Annotated in this window: 17 protein-coding genes and 1 pseudogene; 10 read left to right on the forward strand and 8 right to left on the reverse strand. The window is 36.4% G+C overall.

Annotated features, from left to right (window positions below; translation table 11 throughout):
- Window positions 1–41: 41 nt before the first annotated feature.
- A complete protein-coding gene (locus tag JFU23_RS18185) occupies window positions 42–947 on the reverse strand; it encodes a TIGR01777 family oxidoreductase (protein ID WP_201032415.1) in 906 nt (301 codons plus the stop codon).
- 81 nt (window positions 948–1,028) lie between these two features.
- Here JFU23_RS18185 and recX point away from each other — a divergent pair, with 81 nt between their 5' ends.
- A complete protein-coding gene (recX, locus tag JFU23_RS18190; RefSeq protein WP_002125056.1) occupies window positions 1,029–1,841 on the forward strand; it encodes a recombination regulator RecX in 813 nt (270 codons plus the stop codon).
- A 9-nt stretch (window positions 1,842–1,850) separates the two neighbouring features.
- Window positions 1,851–2,168: a YfhH family protein gene (locus JFU23_RS18195; protein WP_002029631.1), complete on the forward strand. Its 318-nt coding sequence runs from the start codon at window positions 1,851–1,853 to the stop codon at window positions 2,166–2,168.
- Window positions 2,169–2,232: 64 nt separating this feature from the next.
- Here the strand turns inward: JFU23_RS18195 and JFU23_RS18200 are convergent, their stop codons facing one another.
- Window positions 2,233–2,385 carry a YpzG family protein gene (locus JFU23_RS18200; RefSeq protein WP_002010325.1) on the reverse strand — a complete coding sequence of 51 codons (153 nt, stop codon included), beginning with the start codon at window positions 2,383–2,385 and terminating at the stop codon, window positions 2,233–2,235.
- A gap of 32 nt (window positions 2,386–2,417) precedes the next feature.
- On the reverse strand, window positions 2,418–2,576 hold the full coding sequence (locus JFU23_RS18205) for a small, acid-soluble spore protein K (protein ID WP_002010326.1): 159 nt from the start codon (window positions 2,574–2,576) through the stop codon (window positions 2,418–2,420).
- Window positions 2,577–2,698: 122 nt separating this feature from the next.
- Between JFU23_RS18205 and JFU23_RS18210 the strand changes: the two are divergent.
- Window positions 2,699–2,965 (forward strand): annotated as a pseudogene (locus JFU23_RS18210) (YfhJ family protein).
- A gap of 24 nt (window positions 2,966–2,989) precedes the next feature.
- On the opposite strand, the gene JFU23_RS18215 reads toward JFU23_RS18210, so the two are convergent.
- Window positions 2,990–3,970: a metal-dependent hydrolase gene (locus tag JFU23_RS18215; protein ID WP_002010329.1), complete on the reverse strand. Its 981-nt coding sequence runs from the start codon at window positions 3,968–3,970 to the stop codon at window positions 2,990–2,992.
- Between the two features lie 149 nt (window positions 3,971–4,119).
- On the opposite strand from JFU23_RS18215, the gene mutY reads away from it, so the two are divergent.
- Window positions 4,120–5,217 carry an A/G-specific adenine glycosylase gene (gene mutY / locus JFU23_RS18220; protein WP_201032416.1) on the forward strand — a complete coding sequence of 366 codons (1,098 nt, stop codon included), beginning with the start codon at window positions 4,120–4,122 and terminating at the stop codon, window positions 5,215–5,217.
- Window positions 5,218–5,455: 238 nt separating this feature from the next.
- Here the strand turns inward: mutY and JFU23_RS18225 are convergent, their stop codons facing one another.
- Window positions 5,456–5,632: a hypothetical protein gene (locus tag JFU23_RS18225; RefSeq protein ID WP_002091123.1), complete on the reverse strand. Its 177-nt coding sequence runs from the start codon at window positions 5,630–5,632 to the stop codon at window positions 5,456–5,458.
- A 124-nt stretch (window positions 5,633–5,756) separates the two neighbouring features.
- Between JFU23_RS18225 and JFU23_RS18230 the strand changes: the two genes are divergently transcribed.
- From JFU23_RS18230 to JFU23_RS18245, 4 genes are all read left to right on the forward strand, one after another.
- Entirely contained in the window at window positions 5,757–6,038 is a 282-nt protein-coding gene (locus tag JFU23_RS18230) for a gamma-type small acid-soluble spore protein (protein ID WP_002125062.1), read from the forward strand.
- Window positions 6,039–6,225: 187 nt separating this feature from the next.
- Window positions 6,226–6,480, forward strand: a complete 255-nt coding sequence (locus JFU23_RS18235; RefSeq protein WP_000997588.1) for a YgaB family protein — start codon at window positions 6,226–6,228, stop codon at window positions 6,478–6,480.
- A 319-nt stretch (window positions 6,481–6,799) separates the two neighbouring features.
- Window positions 6,800–7,330 carry a nucleoside tri-diphosphate phosphatase gene (gene ntdP, locus JFU23_RS18240; RefSeq protein WP_000506630.1) on the forward strand — a complete coding sequence of 177 codons (531 nt, stop codon included), beginning with the start codon at window positions 6,800–6,802 and terminating at the stop codon, window positions 7,328–7,330.
- Window positions 7,331–7,384: 54 nt separating this feature from the next.
- Window positions 7,385–9,145 carry an ABC transporter ATP-binding protein gene (locus JFU23_RS18245; RefSeq protein WP_085308977.1) on the forward strand — a complete coding sequence of 587 codons (1,761 nt, stop codon included), beginning with the start codon at window positions 7,385–7,387 and terminating at the stop codon, window positions 9,143–9,145.
- Window positions 9,146–9,158: 13 nt separating this feature from the next.
- On the opposite strand, the gene JFU23_RS18250 is transcribed toward JFU23_RS18245, so the two are convergent.
- From JFU23_RS18250 to hemL, 3 genes are all read right to left on the reverse strand, one after another.
- Window positions 9,159–10,247: an aromatic acid exporter family protein gene (locus tag JFU23_RS18250; RefSeq protein WP_002063696.1), complete on the reverse strand. Its 1,089-nt coding sequence runs from the start codon at window positions 10,245–10,247 to the stop codon at window positions 9,159–9,161.
- 422 nt (window positions 10,248–10,669) lie between these two features.
- Entirely contained in the window at window positions 10,670–15,106 is a 4,437-nt protein-coding gene (locus JFU23_RS18255) for a glutamate synthase-related protein (protein ID WP_201032417.1), read from the reverse strand.
- A gap of 203 nt (window positions 15,107–15,309) precedes the next feature.
- A complete protein-coding gene (gene hemL / locus JFU23_RS18260) occupies window positions 15,310–16,608 on the reverse strand; it encodes a glutamate-1-semialdehyde-2,1-aminomutase (RefSeq protein ID WP_002010346.1) in 1,299 nt (432 codons plus the stop codon).
- A 127-nt stretch (window positions 16,609–16,735) separates the two neighbouring features.
- On the opposite strand from hemL, the gene JFU23_RS18265 reads away from it, so the two are divergent.
- Window positions 16,736–17,749, forward strand: coding sequence for an ABC transporter ATP-binding protein (locus tag JFU23_RS18265; protein ID WP_002010347.1), 1,014 nt, complete (start codon window positions 16,736–16,738; stop codon window positions 17,747–17,749).
- Entirely contained in the window at window positions 17,742–18,533 is a 792-nt protein-coding gene (locus JFU23_RS18270) for an ABC transporter permease (protein WP_000521522.1), read from the forward strand. The genes JFU23_RS18265 and JFU23_RS18270 overlap by 8 nt, the downstream gene beginning before the upstream one ends.
- Window positions 18,534–18,535 lie beyond the last annotated feature (2 nt).

The following is an 18,535-nucleotide window of genomic DNA, read 5'->3' on the forward strand; positions in this document are numbered from 1 at the left end:
TGGAGGAGATAGACTACCCGTAAAACTGTATTTTAAAAGTACTACATTGTATGCAAGAGGATATTTTGTAATGCATGGTTAACTGTTGGAAATGTGTATTGATATCGATGTTTAATAGCTTTATTGGGTAATACATGTTGCCCTTCTAATACAAGTATACTCATCTCACCGAGTAAAGCGCGAAGTACAAATGAAGGAACAGGTAGCCAATGAGGTCGCCTAGTTATAGTGGCAATAATTTCACCGAACTCTTTCATCCGTATTGGCGTTGGCGCTGTAATATTAAAAGGTCCGTCAATTTCTTTTTTTTGAATGATGAAATCAATCATACGAACGACATCGTCTATATGAATCCATGATAACCATTGGTTTCCAGATCCAAGTGTACCGCCGATATATAATTGATAGGGAAGTAGCATTTTTGGAAGAGCTCCTCCATCTGCGCCCAATACGACTCCAAATCTTGTGTAGACAGTTCTTATTCCAATGGAGCGGGCTTTAGATGCTTCTTGCTCCCACAAATATACTGTGTTTGCTAAAAAGTCATCTCCTGGAGTCTCTTGCTTTTCTGTAAAAGATTCGGTTTCAGATGTCCCATAGTATCCAATGGCACTTGCATTAATAAATGTGTGTGGCTTTGTTTCAAGGTTTTGTAATTGTTTAATGAGTCCTTTTGTTGTTTGAATTCTACTGTTTAAAATTGATTCTTTTTGTTTTTTTGTCCATCTACTATTAATAGATTCTCCAGCTAGATTAATAACTACATCGATAGAGGAGAGAGGGAAGGTCTGTAAATCCGGTGTCCACTGTACGTATTGAAGGTTAGTGTGTGAAGTTTCAGCAATTTTTTTTCGAGTAAGAATGTAAACAGTAAATCCCTTTTGAATAAAAAAACTAGAAAGGGATTTGCCTATAAAGCCAGAGCCACCAGAAATTGCGATTTTCACAATTATTTCCTCCTCATTATATATATTCTTGAAAAGAAAAAACGTTCCTTGACTATGTTAAAATAATAGAGAGGTGAGAGTATGACTGTCATTACAAAAATAGAAGTGCAAAAACGATCGAAAGAACGATTTAATATTTATATTGATAAAGGTCAAGGCGAAGAGTACGGGTTTAGTGTGAATCAATCAATCTTAATGAAACATGGATTACAAAAAGGCTTAGAAATTGATGAAGTAGCGTTAGGGAATATTTTGTACAATGAAGAGGTACAAAAAGCATATTTACAAGCGATTTCCTATTTATCCTATCAAATGAGAACAAAACAAGAAATAGAAGATTTCTTACGAAAAAAAGAAGTGGGACAGGCCATCATCTCTGAAGTCGTTTCGAAATTATTACATGATCGATATATTAATGATAAAGAGTACGCTATTTCATACGTGCGAACGCAAAGTAATGTGAATCAAAAAGGTCCAACTGTTATTAGGAGAGGGCTATTAAGTAAAGGTGTTCAGGATTTAATCATTACACATAGTTTACAAGAGTATCCAAAGGAGAAGCAAATGGAGAATGCTTTGTTTCTTATAGAAAAGAAGAAAAAATCTTATCAAAAGCATTCATTTTTACAAATGAAGCTAAAGTTAGATGAAATGCTTGTTCGTAAAGGATATTCTAGAGATGTGATTCAAATTTGCTTGGAAGAATTGAAAGACGAAAAAGATGACGAACAGCAAGAAGAAGCGTTACACTATCATGGGAATAAATATTATGAGAAATATAAGAAGTATGATGGTTGGACATTCGAAAATAAGGTGAAGCAAGCGTTATATCGAAAAGGATTCTCTATTGATGAGATAGATATATTTTTACAAATGAAACGTGAAGAGGGATGAGGAAATAAGATGGGTACGCCAAAACGCTACAGTGAAATGACACCACATGAGCTAAGGGAAGAAATTGGGGTTTTGAAGGAGCAAGCAGTAAAGGCTGAGCAACTTGGAATTGTAAATGAATTCGATGTATTAATGAGAAAAATGGCTATGGCTCGTGCTTATATGATAGATATAAATAAATTCCATATTGGTGAGACATATGAATTAGTAGAAGAACCTGGTGTGGTATTTAAAATTACGTATTTCAATGGGGTATTTGCTTGGGGATATAAGCAAAATGATAATGAAGAGATTGGAATACCAATTTCCTTGCTGCAGGAAAAATAAAAACCAGAGAGTGAATATCTCTCTGGTTTTCATCTTTGGTAGGCGTTAAAGGAGATAGGAGATTCTAAAATTGGCGTTTTTTACATTCGTTTGCCAGTATAATGAGAGACTGGGTTTGTTGCGTCTGTCCATTAACTTGCGCTTTCGCATGTTTTGGACGAGTCCACGTATGGTTAAATAATTCAGAACGACGATCTAAATGGTCACGGTAGCTCATCTTTATCACCTCGTGTAGGAATTTAATTTGTACTACTCTTCCTGCTGATTTGCAGCACGCATACGCTCTTGTGGGTGCGTGTTAATTGTGCCGTTAGGTCGTTTCGAAGCGAAGCGTGATTTCGCTTTCGGTTGACCGTCGATTTTGCTGTTGTTTTTTGACTCAGACCAAAATTCGGCTTGTCTACCCATTAAGAACGCCCCCTCATTATCAGTTGATACCTCTTTAAGAAGTATCACTTATAGAATGTGCAAAATAGAAGAAACTATCCTTTAGAAATTAAGGGAATAAATAGGTAAAAGGAGAATAGAACATGAATGATATTTATGAAACATTAACGAAAGAATTATTAGATAAAAATGACAACCTTTCTTACGCACAAGCTCGTGCATGGGTTGAATTACTCTGGGAAGACTTCCGAACAACTTATGCTAAATAAGGTCGTTACCAAGGTGAGGAAATGACTGAACAAGTGGTACGAACATGGGTTAATAATCATGGAGGGCGCCTTCATGAAATGCGTACAAATAATCCGAAGTATAGCCATTTAATCAATCAAGAAGATCATTTGAAACATTAAAAAAAGCGACGTAGGTCGCTTTTTTTAATGTGGAAGCAATTCCAGTTTCTTTCGAAGTTTCTCTTCGCTGAAAATCCATCCTGTATATGAACTAATAATATTTAAATTTTGATCGAGCTGAACGATTGCGACGAATGGATAATAATCTTTACTTCGATACCGCAAATCAATAAATCGAACTTCATAATAGTTATCATAATCGAAAATATCCCAGCGATATACAGGCGAGAAAGATAAGAAAGCAGATATATTTTCATCTCGCACAGCGGCTTGCATAATGGCGGTATTCGGGAACGGTACGCGATCGAATTTGTCGTATACAAGGATGTTACCGCGGTGCCATCTTGCGACGTAGTAATGTTCAGTTGTAACGACGGCTAAATGATAATGATAAAATTTGTAAGAAGGAGAAATAATTACTTTCTCTACATTTTTGAAACGTTTGTATACTACACTTTTGATATTTCGATGCATCATAATGCGGCCAATGTAGTAAACAAACATTAATATATACGCTGCTAAAGCAGTATAGCCTTTATGTGCTCCGACAAGCATACAGGCGATAGCTAGTATATGGATAAAGAAAATGACAGTATCAAACGTATTAATTATGCCGAGCGCTACCCATTTTTTTGTGAAGGGCCTTAATGCCTGTGTACCATAGGCATTGAAAATATCCACAAAGACATGAAGAAAAACGGCAATAAATGACCAAAGTAGTAGATGCAGATAGGGAGCGTCTGAAAAGAAGGCGAAAGAGATGCCACTTATAAGGAGTGACCAAAGGATCACTGCAGGGATGGAATGAGTAATCCCGCGATGATTTCTTATATATTTAGCGTTATTACGCAATTTTAAAACTGTATCGATGTCAGGAATATTGGAACCGGCAATTGTTGCAAGCATCACTGCTTGTGGCCCAATATCACTTTGTGCTATAGCTGGATCTAATGTTGCCAAACTGCCTAGAGTAACGCCCATAACAAGGTGAGTGGCTGTGTCCATAGAAATCCACCTCCGTTTTTTATTAATGTAACTCTTTTTATTCGATACCTCAAGTCCTTTGCCTTCTATTTCCTATGTCATCTTACTTAAATTTTTTCCTAAAATCTTTATAATAGTACGTATATGCAAAAAAATGAGGGGGATCAAGTTTGACACTTGAAATATTAAATGAGTTTAACATAGAACAGTTTCAAAATGATTTAATTGGTTGGTTTGAAAAAGAACAACGTGATTTACCGTGGCGAAAAAATAAAGATCCATACCGTGTTTGGGTTTCAGAAATTATGTTACAGCAAACAAGGGTAGAGGCTGTAAAACCATATTACGCAAATTTTATGGGGAAGTTTCCTACGCTTGAAGCGCTAGCAACTGCCGATGATGAAGAAGTATTAAAAGCATGGGAAGGCTTAGGTTATTATTCTAGAGCACGAAATTTACATGCTGCAGTAAAAGAGGTAAAAGAAGTATACGGCGGGACAGTACCGAGCGATGTAAAGAAAATTGAAAAATTAAAAGGAGTGGGACCATATACAAAAGGTGCCATTTTAAGTATTGCATATGGCATACCAGAGCCAGCGGTTGATGGAAATGTTATGCGCGTATTATCTCGTATTTTATCAGTGTGGGATGATATTGCAAAACCGAAAACGAGAAAAGTTTTTGAAGAGATTGTGCGTGAAATTATTTCTATAGAAAATCCATCTTATTTTAACCAAGGTTTGATGGAATTAGGGGCATTAATTTGTATACCGAAAAATCCATCTTGTTTACTTTGTCCTGTACGTGAACATTGCAGAGGGTATGCTGAAGGTGTTCAAAAAGAACTACCAGTGAAGAGTAAAGCGAAAGCACCTACAATGGTACCGCTCGTTGCGGGAGTACTTCAAACTGAAGATGGCCGTTACGTAATTAATAAACGCCCAAGTACGGGATTACTGGCTAATATGTGGGAGTTCCCGAATATTGAACTAAGTGAAGGTATTCGTAATCAAAAACAACAGCTTACGGATTATATGAAGGAGAGCTTTGATCTCCCTGTTTCTATTGATGAATACGCGATGAATGTACAACATACTTTTACACATCGTACTTGGGATATCTTCATATTTTACGGAAAAGTAACAGGTAATATTGTCGAAACGGATACATTAAAGTTTGTATCGAAAGAAGCGTTTGAACAGTTACCTTTCTCGAAATCACATCGTACAATTTACGAAAAGTGTGTTGAGAAAATTATAATGCAGTAAAGTGAAACTTTAATCAGTGGGGGTTTTCTTCATCCCCCACTGATTATTAGCCCTCACCAATCGGGCTTTTATGGGCAGCAAGGCTCCCACCTAACTTCTTTGCTTTCGCTGCATTTTGAGTGGGGTCTTACTGCCCGGCAAATAGCGGGATAAATAATAAAAAACGTGTTCCAGAAATTTGGAACACGTTTTTTATATTGAAAATAAATTTGTATTTTGAGGTTGAAAATCCACGCGTTTATAATCCGCCCCGTGACTCGATTTCTTTCACAACTTCTTTATAAATCGTTTGGCCCTCTACATTTAGATAAGGCATAATTTGCTGAAATGAATGATGAAAATAAGCTAATTCATCCTCTTTCCATTCATTTTTGGAAATCATAGTTAGCTCAGTCATATCACGTCCAGTATACATATTCCCACCTCCATCATGTGTAGTTTGAATGAGTGATAAGAGATATATGCGGAAATTATAAAAAGAAAATTACGGATAGGTTCTAGATAGTTTGGTTACATTATTTGTTGTGGAGGTGAGAAAGATGAGTAAAAAACAACAAGGTTATAATAAGGCAACTTCTGGTGCTAGCATTCAAAGTACAAATGCTAGCTATGGTACAGAGTTTGCAACTGAAACGAATGTACAAGCAGTAAAACAAGCGAACGCACAATCAGAGGCACAGAAAGCACAAGCTTCTGCTGCTCAAAGTGCAAATGCTAGTTATGGTACAGAGTTTGCAACTGAAACAGATGTGCATGCAGTGAAAAAACAAAATGCACAATCAGCTGCAAAACAATCACAATCTTCTAGTTCAAACGAGTAATGAAAGAAAAACACTTCTCCAATTCGAGAGAAGTGTTTTCTTTGTGTGTGTGTCACTGTAATGAAAATAAAGGGAACGACATAACTTCTAATAAGTCAACAAATGTAGTCAAAGGAGAAAGAAGTTCACGATTAGAAATATGTAATAGGAATTATAAATGGCGAATGAATCAAAAAGGGGGTAAGTGATGAACGACTTTGATAAGTTGGTAGGAGAGCAGTTGGAAACGATGGATGAGCTTTTAAAGTTACAATCGCATTTAGAGAAGTATCAGCAAATTGAAATGAGTGAAAGGGATACGTGCGATAAAAAAGAATTGCATTTTATCCGTCAAGAAATATATAGAACAGAAATAGCATTAAAACTTTTACATGAAAAATTTGAACAGCAAACGAATAATGTGATTCAATCTTTTGAAATCGAAAAAATAATTTCAAATTAAGGGTGAGATATGTTGTTGATTTTAGGTGAAAAGTCCTTTCTTAAACAGAGGTGAGGGGGCTTTTCTTTTTGTTATATCTTCGTTTAATCTTCTAAAATACGTATTGCTAATTCATAGGAAATGTTCCTTCGTTAAAGGGGTTAGTGATGTGGTATTCAATAATACAAACTTCATTATATTCCTCATGAAAACAAGTGTCCTATCGCTTTAGTTTTAAAATTTTGACAAAAAAGTTATAATAGAAAAAAAGTGAATGCAGTTCAAGGGGTAGTTAAGACAACTTAAGAAAAGCATTTGCGGTTGAAAGAAGGGAGCATATATGGGATTTCCCAAAGAAGGAGAAAAGGTACAAATACATAGTTATAAACATAATGGCTCCATTCATAGAATGTGGGAAGAGACAACAATTTTAAAAGGGACGCAGAGCCTTGTGATCGGAGCAAATGATCGTACAGTAGTTACAGAATCAGATGGTCGAACATGGGTTACTCGCGAACCTGCGATTTGTTACTTCCATGCTAATTATTGGTTTAATGTAATTGGAATGCTGAGAGAAGAAGGAGTATATTATTATTGTAATTTAAGTTCTCCTTTTGCATATGACTCTGAAGCATTAAAGTATATTGATTACGACTTAGACATTAAAGTGTATCCAGATATGACATATACACTTTTGGATGAAGATGAGTATGAAAAGCATAGTCAAATTATGCAGTATCCACCTGTTATTGATACAATTTTAAAACGAAATGTAGCACATTTAACACAGTGGATTCATCAAAGAAAAGGTCCATTCGCACCGGATTTCGTAGATATGTGGTACGAAAGATATTTAATGTACAGAAATTAAAACAAACCTGCAGGGAATTTCCCGGCAGGTTTGTCCTATTAGAGGGGGGATTATGTGCAAGGTATAAAAAGATATTTACAATTTGTTAAACCATATCGATGGCTTATTGCTATTACAATTATTATTGGTCTTGTGAAGTTCGGTATCCCGCTTATTATGCCATGGTTATTAAAGTATATTATTGATGATGTTATTCAAGGCACGGGATCGCTTCAAGAAAAAACGTCTCAATTAATAACCGCAATTGGGATTGCTTTTTTTATTTTTGCAGTAGTAAGACCGCCGATAGAATATTATCGTCAATATTTCGCGCAACGCATTGCCAATACAATACTATACGATTTACGAAAATACATTTTTGGGCACTTGCAAAAATTGAGCTTACGTTATTATTCGAACACAAAAACAGGGGAGCTTATTTCACGTGTAATCCATGATGTAGAACAAACGAAGGACTTTGTAATTACTGGTCTTATGAATGTCTGGTTAGATACTGCAACAATTGTTATTGCCATTATCGTTATGTTTTCTATGAATATAAAATTAACCTTTGTTGCTTTATTAATCTTACCTATTTATGTAGTTGCAGTGAAATATTTTTTCGGGCGCCTTCGAAAATTGACGAAAGAGCGCTCGCAAGCGTTAGCAACTATGCAAGGGTATTTACATGAACGTATTCAAGGGATGCAAGTGACACGTAGTTTTGCATTAGAAGAGTATGAAAGAGGACAGTTTGAAAAGAGAAATAATGAATTTTTAACGAAAGCACTAACTCATACGAGTTGGACGGCGAGAACGTTTTCGGTAGTGAATACGTTAACGGATTTAGGGCCGTTACTTGTTATTGGTTTTGCGGCATATGAGGTAATTCAAGGGTCGTTAACACTGGGTACGATGGTTGCTTTTGTTGGATATATGGATAGTTTATATAGTCCGCTTCGTCGCCTTGTTAATTCATCTACAACATTAACACAGTCTTTCGCCTCGATGGATCGAGTGTTTGAATTGTTGGATGAAAAATACGATATTGTTAATGTGCCAAATGCGGTGCAAACGAAAAGGCTAGATGGGGAAGTTATATTTGATAATGTTTCTTTTCGTTATAATGCGGATGAAAAAGAAATATTGCATAATCTGTCATTAACTATGCGCCCGGGAGAGAAGGTTGCGCTTGTAGGGGCAAGTGGAGGAGGAAAGTCATCTCTTGCTAGTTTAATTCCGCGTTTTTACGATGTTTCTGAAGGTGCAGTTTATATAGACGGGATAGATGTAAGAAAGTATAATATGAGAAATTTACGTAGTCATATTGGAATTGTGCTACAAGATAATTTATTATTTAGCGATACAATCGGGGCTAATATTTTATATGGCAATCCGAAAGCTACAGAGGCGGAAGTGATTTCAGCTGCCAAAGCTGCACAAATTCATAATTTTATTACAGAGTTGCCAGAGGGCTATGATACTGTCGTTGGGGAACGTGGTGTGAAATTATCTGGTGGACAAAGACAGCGTGTAGCAATCGCACGGGTTTTTCTAAAGAATCCGTCTTTACTTATATTAGATGAAGCAACTTCCGCTTTAGATTTAGAAAATGAACGATATATTCAAGAGGCACTGCAAACGTTAGCTGCAGATCGGACAACAATTATTATTGCACATCGATTAGCGACGATTACGCATGTTGATACAATTATTTATGTTGAAGATGGTGAAATAAAAGAAAAGGGTTCTTATGAAGAGTTAATGAAAAAGAGGGGATTTTATTACAATCTATATCAACTTCAGCATATAACAGAAACAGCTCCTTTAGCGTAAAAGGAGCTGTTTTTTATTCGTCTTCTTTTTTATCTTCGATTTGGAGTTCGCTTTCTGGTTTATGGTATGTGTAGAAGCTATCCACAAGTAAATCTAAATGCTCTACTTCCTCACTGTAGTTAATAATTGAAGAAATAAGAGGGAAGAGGTGTAACCATATTTTATATGCTTCCTCATCGTCCTTATTTTGATAATCCATAAAGATATCAATCAATTCTTGTTTACCGGTTTCAACTTCATCAAGCATCTCAACGGATTGTTGTTTCTTTGCTTTACCAATAAATTTTAATAACACTTGTTCGTGATAATGCGTTAATGAATCAAGTTCGTTTTGAATAGATTCCTGAAACTCTTCTGGCATATAGCGCAGTTCATTTTCGGTGCGATGTAATGATTTTAACGTGCTTAAAGCGCGGCTTGTTGTCGCTAACATTTGTCTGAATAAAACGAGCTTACGAATTTTCGCGAATTGTATTTTTTTCGTATAGCTTCTTTCTTCTTTATACAGCAAATAGTAATGATTTAGTTTTATCATTTTTTCTTTCATGCGATCAATATCGGTTTTTAGCGTTGTAAAATCAGAAGCTTGCCTACTGTTCATACGAATCCATTTAACAATTTCCTCTGTATTATCAACGATGCGATGGTAAAGTTTTGTTTCATATTTTGGCGGCATAAATACTAAATTTACAAGCGAAGCCGCAATAATTCCAATCATAATCGTCGCGAATCGAAGTAAGGCAAAATTAAAGAAATCTTCGCCTTGATACTCCATAATGGCGATAACTGTTACTAAAGCGAGTGATATTGTTTTTTCTAAGCGTAATTGTAAAGTAAGAGCAATTACTAATATACACGTTAATCCAATAATAAAAGGATTATGTCCAAAAGCAGTAGCAAATACGATAGCGAATACAGCACCAATTACGTTTGCTTGAATTTGCTCAAGAGCAGTTAAATACGAGCGGTATACAGACGGTTGAACAGCAAAGATAGCTGAGATTCCCGCAAATACAGGACTCGGTAATTGAAGTAAAATACAAGCAAATAAAGCTAATGTAATGGCAATACCCGTTTTTAAAATGCGAGCACCAAGTTTCATACCCTTATTGATATCCTTTCTCTTGTCATAATGAATGTACAACATGATACTATACATTCATTACAATATGTTAGCAAGTGATATTTTAGTGACGTTAAAAAGTTTAATAAATAAATTCCAATCAATTTATAATTTCTCCAAATTCTCTTTAAACATCTATTCTTTAATAAAAAAACCTGCTGAATTTCAGCAGGTTTCAAATTGTTATTCTAGATTACTATGCGATGCTCGCTTCGTCAATTTTTTTATCCCGCATTAACGGGCAGTAAAACTCCCACCTCAAAATGCGACTGGAGCAAAGAAGTTAGGTGGAAGATCAACTGCCCGTAAACGCCCGATTGGTGAGGGCTAATAATCAGTGGGGGATGAACAAAACCCCCACTGATTAAAGTTTCACTTTATGAAAATAAATATTGTACATATCATTCAGTTGAAATAGATGGATCCGCCTGTTCTTTTTTCGGGATAATTTCATAGAAGTGAAGCTGGATATCATCTAATAATGGTGTTAACAAAGCGACTTCTTCATATTGTTCGTGCTCATTTAATACACGAATGTAGTCTAATAATAATTCATTCACATCTTGCAAACCATTTTTACTAATTGGCTGCAATGTTACATTTGCACCTTTAGCAATTCTTCTTTTTAAAGCGTGTTCTGTTAAACCTAAGTTTGGCTCATGATGTAAATAAACAACACCACCAGTCATGCCGGCACAAATCCATGGACCAGGATCTCCTAAAACAAGAGCGCGACCATTTGTCATATATTCAAAAGCAAATCCTTTTATATTAGAATATACTCCGATATTTCCTTGTTCTTTTTCGCGGAGTGGTTTTGTAATTCTGCCTCCAATTATCATATCTGCTCCAGAAAGGCGAATGCCAGCACGAGCATCAGCGTTACCTTGCACGTATAATGCACCTTTTTGAGCACCGTATCCAAATCCTTTTCCGACAGAACCGTTATAATATGTTCCATCTGTTCCTTTTGCTTTCGTTATATAAATGCCACCGCCAAATGAAGTTTTTCCAATTCCATCTTGCGCGCCACCATTTACGTGTATAAATAAGTTCTCGCTATTGTACGCGCCTAATCCGTTTCCGGGAACAGATCCGTTTGTATACTTTAATGTAAGTGGTTCAAGATGAGTGTTTTCATATAATTTGCTACGAATACGATAACAGGATTCTAGACCGCCCATTACGCGTTGCTCTACGCCGACGCTTACTAATTCTTTTGACTGGAGAGAATTTGTTGTTTCAAATTGTTTTTCTTGTACAGATGCCGTTATTTTCACAGATGAATCTTCTATCGTTTGTATTAAATTACGTAAGTCTAATAAGTCCTTGCCTCGAGTTTGTTCTAATAAATCCGATCGTCCGATAATATCTTGTAAGTTTGTGTAACCGAGCTGCCCTGTTAAACGTTTCAATTCTGTACCGAAAGTAGTGAATAGGCTTAATAGCCCTGTAACTGCGCTTTCTAATTCACGTGGAACGAAACGGCGCAGTCCATGTTCTTTCGCTTGAGCTTCAGACTCAATTTGTGTTGCAATTCCGACGTGGCACGTATCAAGATGACAACCACGGCAAGTTGTACAGCCAATTGCAATCATTGATAATGTGCCAAATCCGATCCGGTTTGCTCCAAGGAGCATGATTTTTAAGGCGTCATTTACACTTCGAATACCGCCATCTGCCCAAATCTCTACTTTATGTCTCATATTTGCTTCTAGTAACGCATTGTGAGCAGCTTTAACACCAATCTCTACAGGAAGACCAACATGTTGCAATGCGTGAATACGCGCAGCACCTGTTCCGCCATCAAATCCACTAATGTTAATAAAGTCAGCACCAGCTTTTGCGATACCGACAGCAATTGTTCCGATGTTAGGAACGACAGGAACTTTTACAGCTACTTTTGCAAGATGATTAGCCGTTTTAATTTCTGTAATCATTTGAGCCAAGTCTTCAATTGAATAAATATCATGGTTGTTAGAAGGTGAAATTAAATCCGAACCAATTGTAGCATTACGTGCTTCCGCAATTTTGGCAGTCACTTTTGAACCAGGCAAATGTCCACCTTCGCCAGGCTTTGCTCCTTGACCTATTTTAATTTCAATTAAATTTGATGAATTTAGTAGTTCAGCGTTTACTCCAAATCGGCCAGATGCAACTTGTTGTCCGCGTGTATGTGGGTACTTACCAATCATATCTTTAATTTCGCCGCCTTCACCGTTCAAACTAATCATATTTAGCTGATCGGCAGCTTCTGCATACGCGCGAAAGGCAATTTCATTTTGAGAACCAAATGACATGGAACTAATAATAAATGGTAAATCATGATTGTGAATGCCGATGGACACTTCTTCAGTCGGAACTACATGCTGTGCTTGTTTTGTTTGAACAAGGTGCCTGATTGCGATGGGAGTGTTTTCTTCTAATTCACTTAACTTGTCGCGGTAATCATCATAAGAGTTTCCTTTTGCAACATCACCAATTGCTTTCCAAATCCGCGGGAATATATGAAATGATTTTCGCATTCTAACTTTTGGATTGTTAAAATCCTCAGCTCGAATTTTTGCATCTTCAGCAAGTGATTCAAGTGAAAAAGCTAAATTATTTGAACCGCAGAAGTTTGTAATTTGTAATATATTTGCGATTTCCTCATGTAATCCAATAGAGGAGAAGAGGCGACCGTAACCGCGTAATTCATGAATTCCAATCGTTGAAATTACTTTCTCTAGTCCTTTATTAAGTGCGGTATACAAATTAGTAATTGGTAATTTTGTTTCATCATTTACCGTTGCGAACAATAAATATGGATTAATACCATCTGCCCCTAATCCGTATAGCGTGACGATATCGTGTAAGGAGCGAAGGGCACCGGAACGTATAACGAGAGAGCATTTCCGGCGTAATTTATTTTCAGTTAATGCTTGATGTACTTTAGCAGTAACTAAATGTGGGTCAATCCATAACAGTTCATTTTGATGAGATTTAGCGTCATCTAATAATAGTAGGGAAGCACCATTTTTAACGGCTGCTATCGCTTCGGAACTAATTCGATTTAATGCGATTTGTAGAGTTTCTGATGGACTAAATGTAATAGAAATTGTAGAGACCGAGCTATGAGTAATGAATAGCTGTATAAGTTGTTCGTACGTAATCGTGTGTAAGTCTGCCGCGATAGATTGAGCTAAATTCCCTTCTAAAATAATGGGTGAAAGCATCTCGATTACAAATGGTTGTTTAGAGTTATCTAATAAACCCGGACGCTCTCCGAGTACAGTACGTGTGGAGAAGTGTTCAACTTCGCGATCGCGATCGATTGCTGGATTTGTAACAACGGCTACACTTTCCTTAATGAAATCAGCAATATTTCGTCTATCTGTATCAAGTGCGGCAAGTGGTGAGTCGTGCCCAAGTGACCGAATTGGTTCGACGCCTTTTGTCGCCATTTGTTCAAGGAGCTGAATATGTTCTCGATCCCAGCCAAAAGCGACGTATTGATTCGTTTCAACTTGAACCGAATCACATAATCCCTCAGCTTCTTTCGTTTCAGGGATAGATAAGTTTACATGATAATTGGTAACATCGATTCGTTTCTTAAAACGGTTATATACTTCAATTTGATAATTGTCGTATTCATAGAGAACGAGCTCATCTTGTTGATTCCATTTTAATCCAACTTTTTCTCCAGGAGCGAGTGGTTTCGGCTCTGCTACATATTCAGTTGGTGATACAACGCCAGGTTCAGAAGAGAAAATATAGGAGCTCTCTGTCTCTACTTTCCAAACTGGGCGTAATCCAAGGGAATCGACACTGAAAACAGCTTCATCTTTATAACGTGAAATAATACCAGCTGGACCTTGTGCGAAATGCCCCCAAGCCTCACGTATATAAGTGTATAAGTTTTGTAAGCTTGTTTCGTAAAGTTTTATTTCATTAATAATTGGTGGAAATAATATATCCATTGCTTCAAATAAACTGTAGTTATACTGAACGAGAAGGGTTTCTAAGGTGCGGTTTAAATCTTGGGAATCACTGCCCACGGCAGTAAGTGGTACATTAATCATTTCAGCTTGATCGCGTAATTTTGCAATCGTGTTAATTTCGCCATTATGTCCGAGAATGCTAAATGGTTGTACACGAAAAAAATTAGATAACGTATTAGTAGAATAGCGATTATGTCCTAGTGTCATAGTTGAAGCGATAAGTGGGTGTTGTAAATCATTGTAATAAGCAACGAGTGTATCGCCAGCACCGAGAACTTTATATACAACATGTTCATGACTTAATGAGGCAACATGAATTGCTTCATTTTCTTCGATTTTTATTGTTACAGAAAATAATGTTTGTTCAATATTTTTAACTTCACTTTCGGCGATAAGGGCAATTTGCCAAAATAAAGGTTCTTCTTGTTTACCAAGAGGACCAAGTGCATCTGAGTTTATTACATCATCATTTTCGAGAACAATTGTAAAGCTTTCATTGTTTAGTTGCGTACGAATGTAATCTTTTAACTCAGCAATGTTTTCTTTTTTGTTTAGAAAAAAATGTCCAACGATAAAGTGGGGATGATCCACAATCGTTGGATTATATCCGCTACTTTTCAGTTTTTCATTCCAAAGTGCTTTTGGCATGTCGATATGAATTCCGATACCATCTCCTTCGCCATTAATGAAACCAGCTCTATGATTCATTTTGACTAGCGATTGTATACAAAGATCGATGTTTTCTTTTGTAGGATTTCTTCGTTTTTCCATAACGGAAACGATTCCACACGCATCGTGTTCTGCATTTTTATAATTCCGAAATAAAGACGGTGTCCATTTATTTTTTTTGTTGAGCATCCGTCAATCCCCCCTCTGGAAAATGAATTTTGAATAATCTTACTATTTAAGGCGTGAACTGCCTTGTATACATGGATAGTAAGGATATAAAAGAATATAAAACAGATAATTATGAATAATTATACTATTAATGAGGGATTTATGAAATAGAAAAAAGGAAAAAAGAAAGATGGGCTTTCTTTTTTCCTTTTGTAATGAAGAGATTATTTATTGTTCGCTAGGGTAGAAAATGCTCTGCCAACAGCTTCAATTGTATATTCAATATCTTCTTTTGTATGTTCTGTCGTTAAGAACCATGCTTCATATTTAGAAGGTGCTAAATTAATACCTTCTTGAAGCATCAGCTTGAAGAATCTACCGAACATTTCACCATCTGTATTTTTGGCTGCATCGTAATCTTCAATTGTATTTGTTGTGAAGTATACAGTTAATGCACCCTTTAGACGGTTTACTGTAATATCGATGTTATGTTTTGTAGCTTGATCTAAAATTCCTTTTTCAAGCATTGCGCCAAGTGCATCTAATTTCTCGTATACGCCTTCTTGTTGAAGTACTTCTAGGCAGGCAATCCCTGATGCCATAGAAGCAGGGTTCCCAGCCATTGTACCAGCTTGGTATGCAGGACCGAGCGGTGCAACTTGTTCCATAATTTCTTTCTTACCACCGTAAGCACCAATTGGAAGTCCACCGCCGATAACTTTACCAAGTGCTGTTAAATCTGGGGTTACGCCAAGTAAGTCTTGAGCGCCGCCATACATAAAGCGGAAAGCAGTAATAACTTCATCATAAATTACTAGTGCACCAGCTTCGTGAACAAGTTCATTAACTTTTTCAAGGAAGCCAGGTTTTGGCTCAACAATACCGAAGTTTCCAACGATTGGCTCTACAAGGATAGCTGCTACTTCATGTCCCCATTTATCTAACGCTTCTTTTAAAGTTTCTACATTATTAAACGGAACAGTAATAACTTCTTGAGCGATACTTTGTGGCACACCCGCTGAATCAGGAATTCCAAGAGTAGAAGGACCAGAGCCAGCTGCTACAAGTACTAAATCGGAATGACCGTGGTAACAACCAGCGAATTTCATAATTTTTGTGCGGCCAGTGTAAGCACGAGCAACACGAATGGTTGTCATAACGGATTCTGTACCAGAGTTCACGAAGCGAACTTTATCTAAAGCGGGCATTGCTTCTTTTAACATTTTTGCGAATTTTACTTCTAATGCTGTTGGAGTACCGTATAGTACGCCGTTTTCAGCCGCTGTTTTAATTGCTTCTGTCACGTGTGGGTGAGCATGTCCAGTAATAATAGGGCCATACGCTGCTAAATAGTCGATATATTTATTTCCATCTACATCCCAGAAATAAGCACCTTTTCCGCGTTCCATTGCAACAGGAGAACCGCCTCCAACTGCTTTAAAAGAACGGGAAGGACTATTAACACCACCAACGATATGTTCTAAAGCTTCTTTATGTAACGCTTCTGATTTTGTGAAATTCACTACAATTCATCTCCTTACAAAAATCTATGTATTATTCTAACATGTTTTTTGAAAAGACGTATTGTTTGTGATAGAAGGAGCAGTTGGGTAAACTATTCGTTGTGACATTTAGGAAGGGGGTCCGATTATGAAATCGGTAATTGAGGTACAAGGGTTACGTAAAGAGTTTACAGCTTATTCAAGTCGTCCGGGATTAAAGGGTGCATTTCGCGATTTATTAAATCGTAATTATAAAATAGTACCAGCAGTAAATGATGTTTCTTTTACTGTAAAGCAAGGTGAAATGGTTGGTTATATTGGTGAGAATGGTGCTGGTAAATCAACGACGATTAAAATGCTTACAGGGATTTTGACTCCGACATCAGGACAAATTACAGTGAATGGAATGAATCCACACAAACAGAGAGAAGAATTTGTAAGAACAATCGGCGTTGTGTTTGGTCAGCGTTCCCAGCTTTGGTGGGATATTGCTGTACAAGAATCATTTCGTTTATTGAAGAAAGTGTACGGTGTATCAGACGCTCAGTATAAGGAACATATGGAACATGTTATTGAAACGTTAGATATCGGTCCTTTATTAGATAAACCGGTACGGAAATTATCTCTTGGTCAAAGAATGCGTTGTGAATTGGCAGCGGCGTTAATTCATAATCCGCCGTTATTATTTTTAGATGAGCCAACAATTGGACTAGATGTTCTTGTGAAATTGAAAATACGAGAATTCTTAAAAGAGATGAATGAACGTTATAAAACAACAATTTTATTAACGACACATGATATTACTGATATTGAAGCTTTATGTGAACGCGTCATCATGCTTGATGAAGGGAATATTATGTATGATGGATCTTTAGATAATCTTCGTACGCAGTGGGGAGTAGAAAAGGAAATACATTTTCAGTTTGTTGCCCCAGTTTCATACCAGGAGTTATCAATGGTTATGCCAGATAGCCATGTTGTGTGGTTAAAAGCGAAAGAAGAAAACGCATGGGTTGCAAAAATACCGAATGAAGAAGTTATCATTTCTATGTTGATTTCTAAAGTAGTACAAGCCTTTCAAATTAAAGATTTGAAAATTAACGAAGTGTCTACAGAGGAAATTATTCGTAACATTTATGAAGAAGGTATTATGCATGGGTAAGTATATTGAAATGATTCGGATTCGCTTTTTAATGATGCTTGCTTATCGTACAAATTATTACAGCGGGATTTTAATTTATACGATTAACATTGGTGCGTATTATTTTTTATGGCAAGCAATTTATAGCGGGAAAGAGAATATTGAAAGTTTATCTATTTCGCAAATGACTACGTATATTGCGATCGCATGGATGGCACGCGCTTTTTATTTCAATAATATAGATAGAGAAATTGCGATGGAAATTCAAGAAGGACGTGTGGCGGTAGAGCTAATTCGTCCATATAACTATTTAGGTATGAAAGTTATGCAAGGGCTTGGAGAAGGGATATTTCGTTTTGCTTTCTTTTCAATTCCGGGCATGGTTATTGTTACGTTATTATTTTCATTACAAATTACAACAAATTTTCAAACGTGGTTATATTTCTTCTTATCTTTAATATTTAGTTTTATCATTAATACACAAATAAATTTAATGACAGGAATGCTTACATTCTTCTTATTTAATAATAGTGGAATTATGTATGCGAAACGTGTTGTTATCGATTTATTTTCTGGTTTATTATTACCGATTAGTTTTTATCCGTTATGGGCCCAAAAAGCAATGGTGTTTTTACCGTTTCAAGCAATTAGTTATATTCCAAGTATGATTTTCTCTGAAGGTATACAAGGAAGTAAGTTATATGAAGCTTTATTATTTCAAGTGATTTGGGCAATTATACTTATTATTCCAATTGTACTGATGTGGAAAACGGCGAGAAAACGTCTAATCGTACAAGGGGGATGACG

The organism is Bacillus sp. TH50 (genome assembly GCF_016650565.1).
Lineage (GTDB): Bacteria > Bacillota > Bacilli > Bacillales > Bacillaceae_G > Bacillus_A > Bacillus_A mycoides.

Coding starts and splice junctions, on each gene's coding strand:
- recX (WP_002125056.1), top strand. CDS start 1,029: ATGACTGTCATTACAAAAATAGAAGTGCAAAAACGATCGAAAGAACGA.
- JFU23_RS18195 (WP_002029631.1), top strand. CDS start 1,851: ATGGGTACGCCAAAACGCTACAGTGAAATGACACCACATGAGCTAAGG.
- JFU23_RS18200 (WP_002010325.1), bottom strand. CDS start 2,385: ATGAGCTACCGTGACCATTTAGATCGTCGTTCTGAATTATTTAACCAT.
- JFU23_RS18205 (WP_002010326.1), bottom strand. CDS start 2,576: ATGGGTAGACAAGCCGAATTTTGGTCTGAGTCAAAAAACAACAGCAAA.
- JFU23_RS18215 (WP_002010329.1), bottom strand. CDS start 3,970: ATGGACACAGCCACTCACCTTGTTATGGGCGTTACTCTAGGCAGTTTG.
- JFU23_RS18225 (WP_002091123.1), bottom strand. CDS start 5,632: ATGTATACTGGACGTGATATGACTGAGCTAACTATGATTTCCAAAAAT.
- JFU23_RS18230 (WP_002125062.1), top strand. CDS start 5,757: ATGAGTAAAAAACAACAAGGTTATAATAAGGCAACTTCTGGTGCTAGC.
- JFU23_RS18235 (WP_000997588.1), top strand. CDS start 6,226: ATGAACGACTTTGATAAGTTGGTAGGAGAGCAGTTGGAAACGATGGAT.
- ntdP (WP_000506630.1), top strand. CDS start 6,800: ATGGGATTTCCCAAAGAAGGAGAAAAGGTACAAATACATAGTTATAAA.
- JFU23_RS18250 (WP_002063696.1), bottom strand. CDS start 10,247: ATGAAACTTGGTGCTCGCATTTTAAAAACGGGTATTGCCATTACATTA.
- JFU23_RS18255 (WP_201032417.1), bottom strand. CDS start 15,106: ATGCTCAACAAAAAAAATAAATGGACACCGTCTTTATTTCGGAATTAT.
- JFU23_RS18265 (WP_002010347.1), top strand. CDS start 16,736: ATGAAATCGGTAATTGAGGTACAAGGGTTACGTAAAGAGTTTACAGCT.
- JFU23_RS18270 (WP_000521522.1), top strand. CDS start 17,742: ATGGGTAAGTATATTGAAATGATTCGGATTCGCTTTTTAATGATGCTT.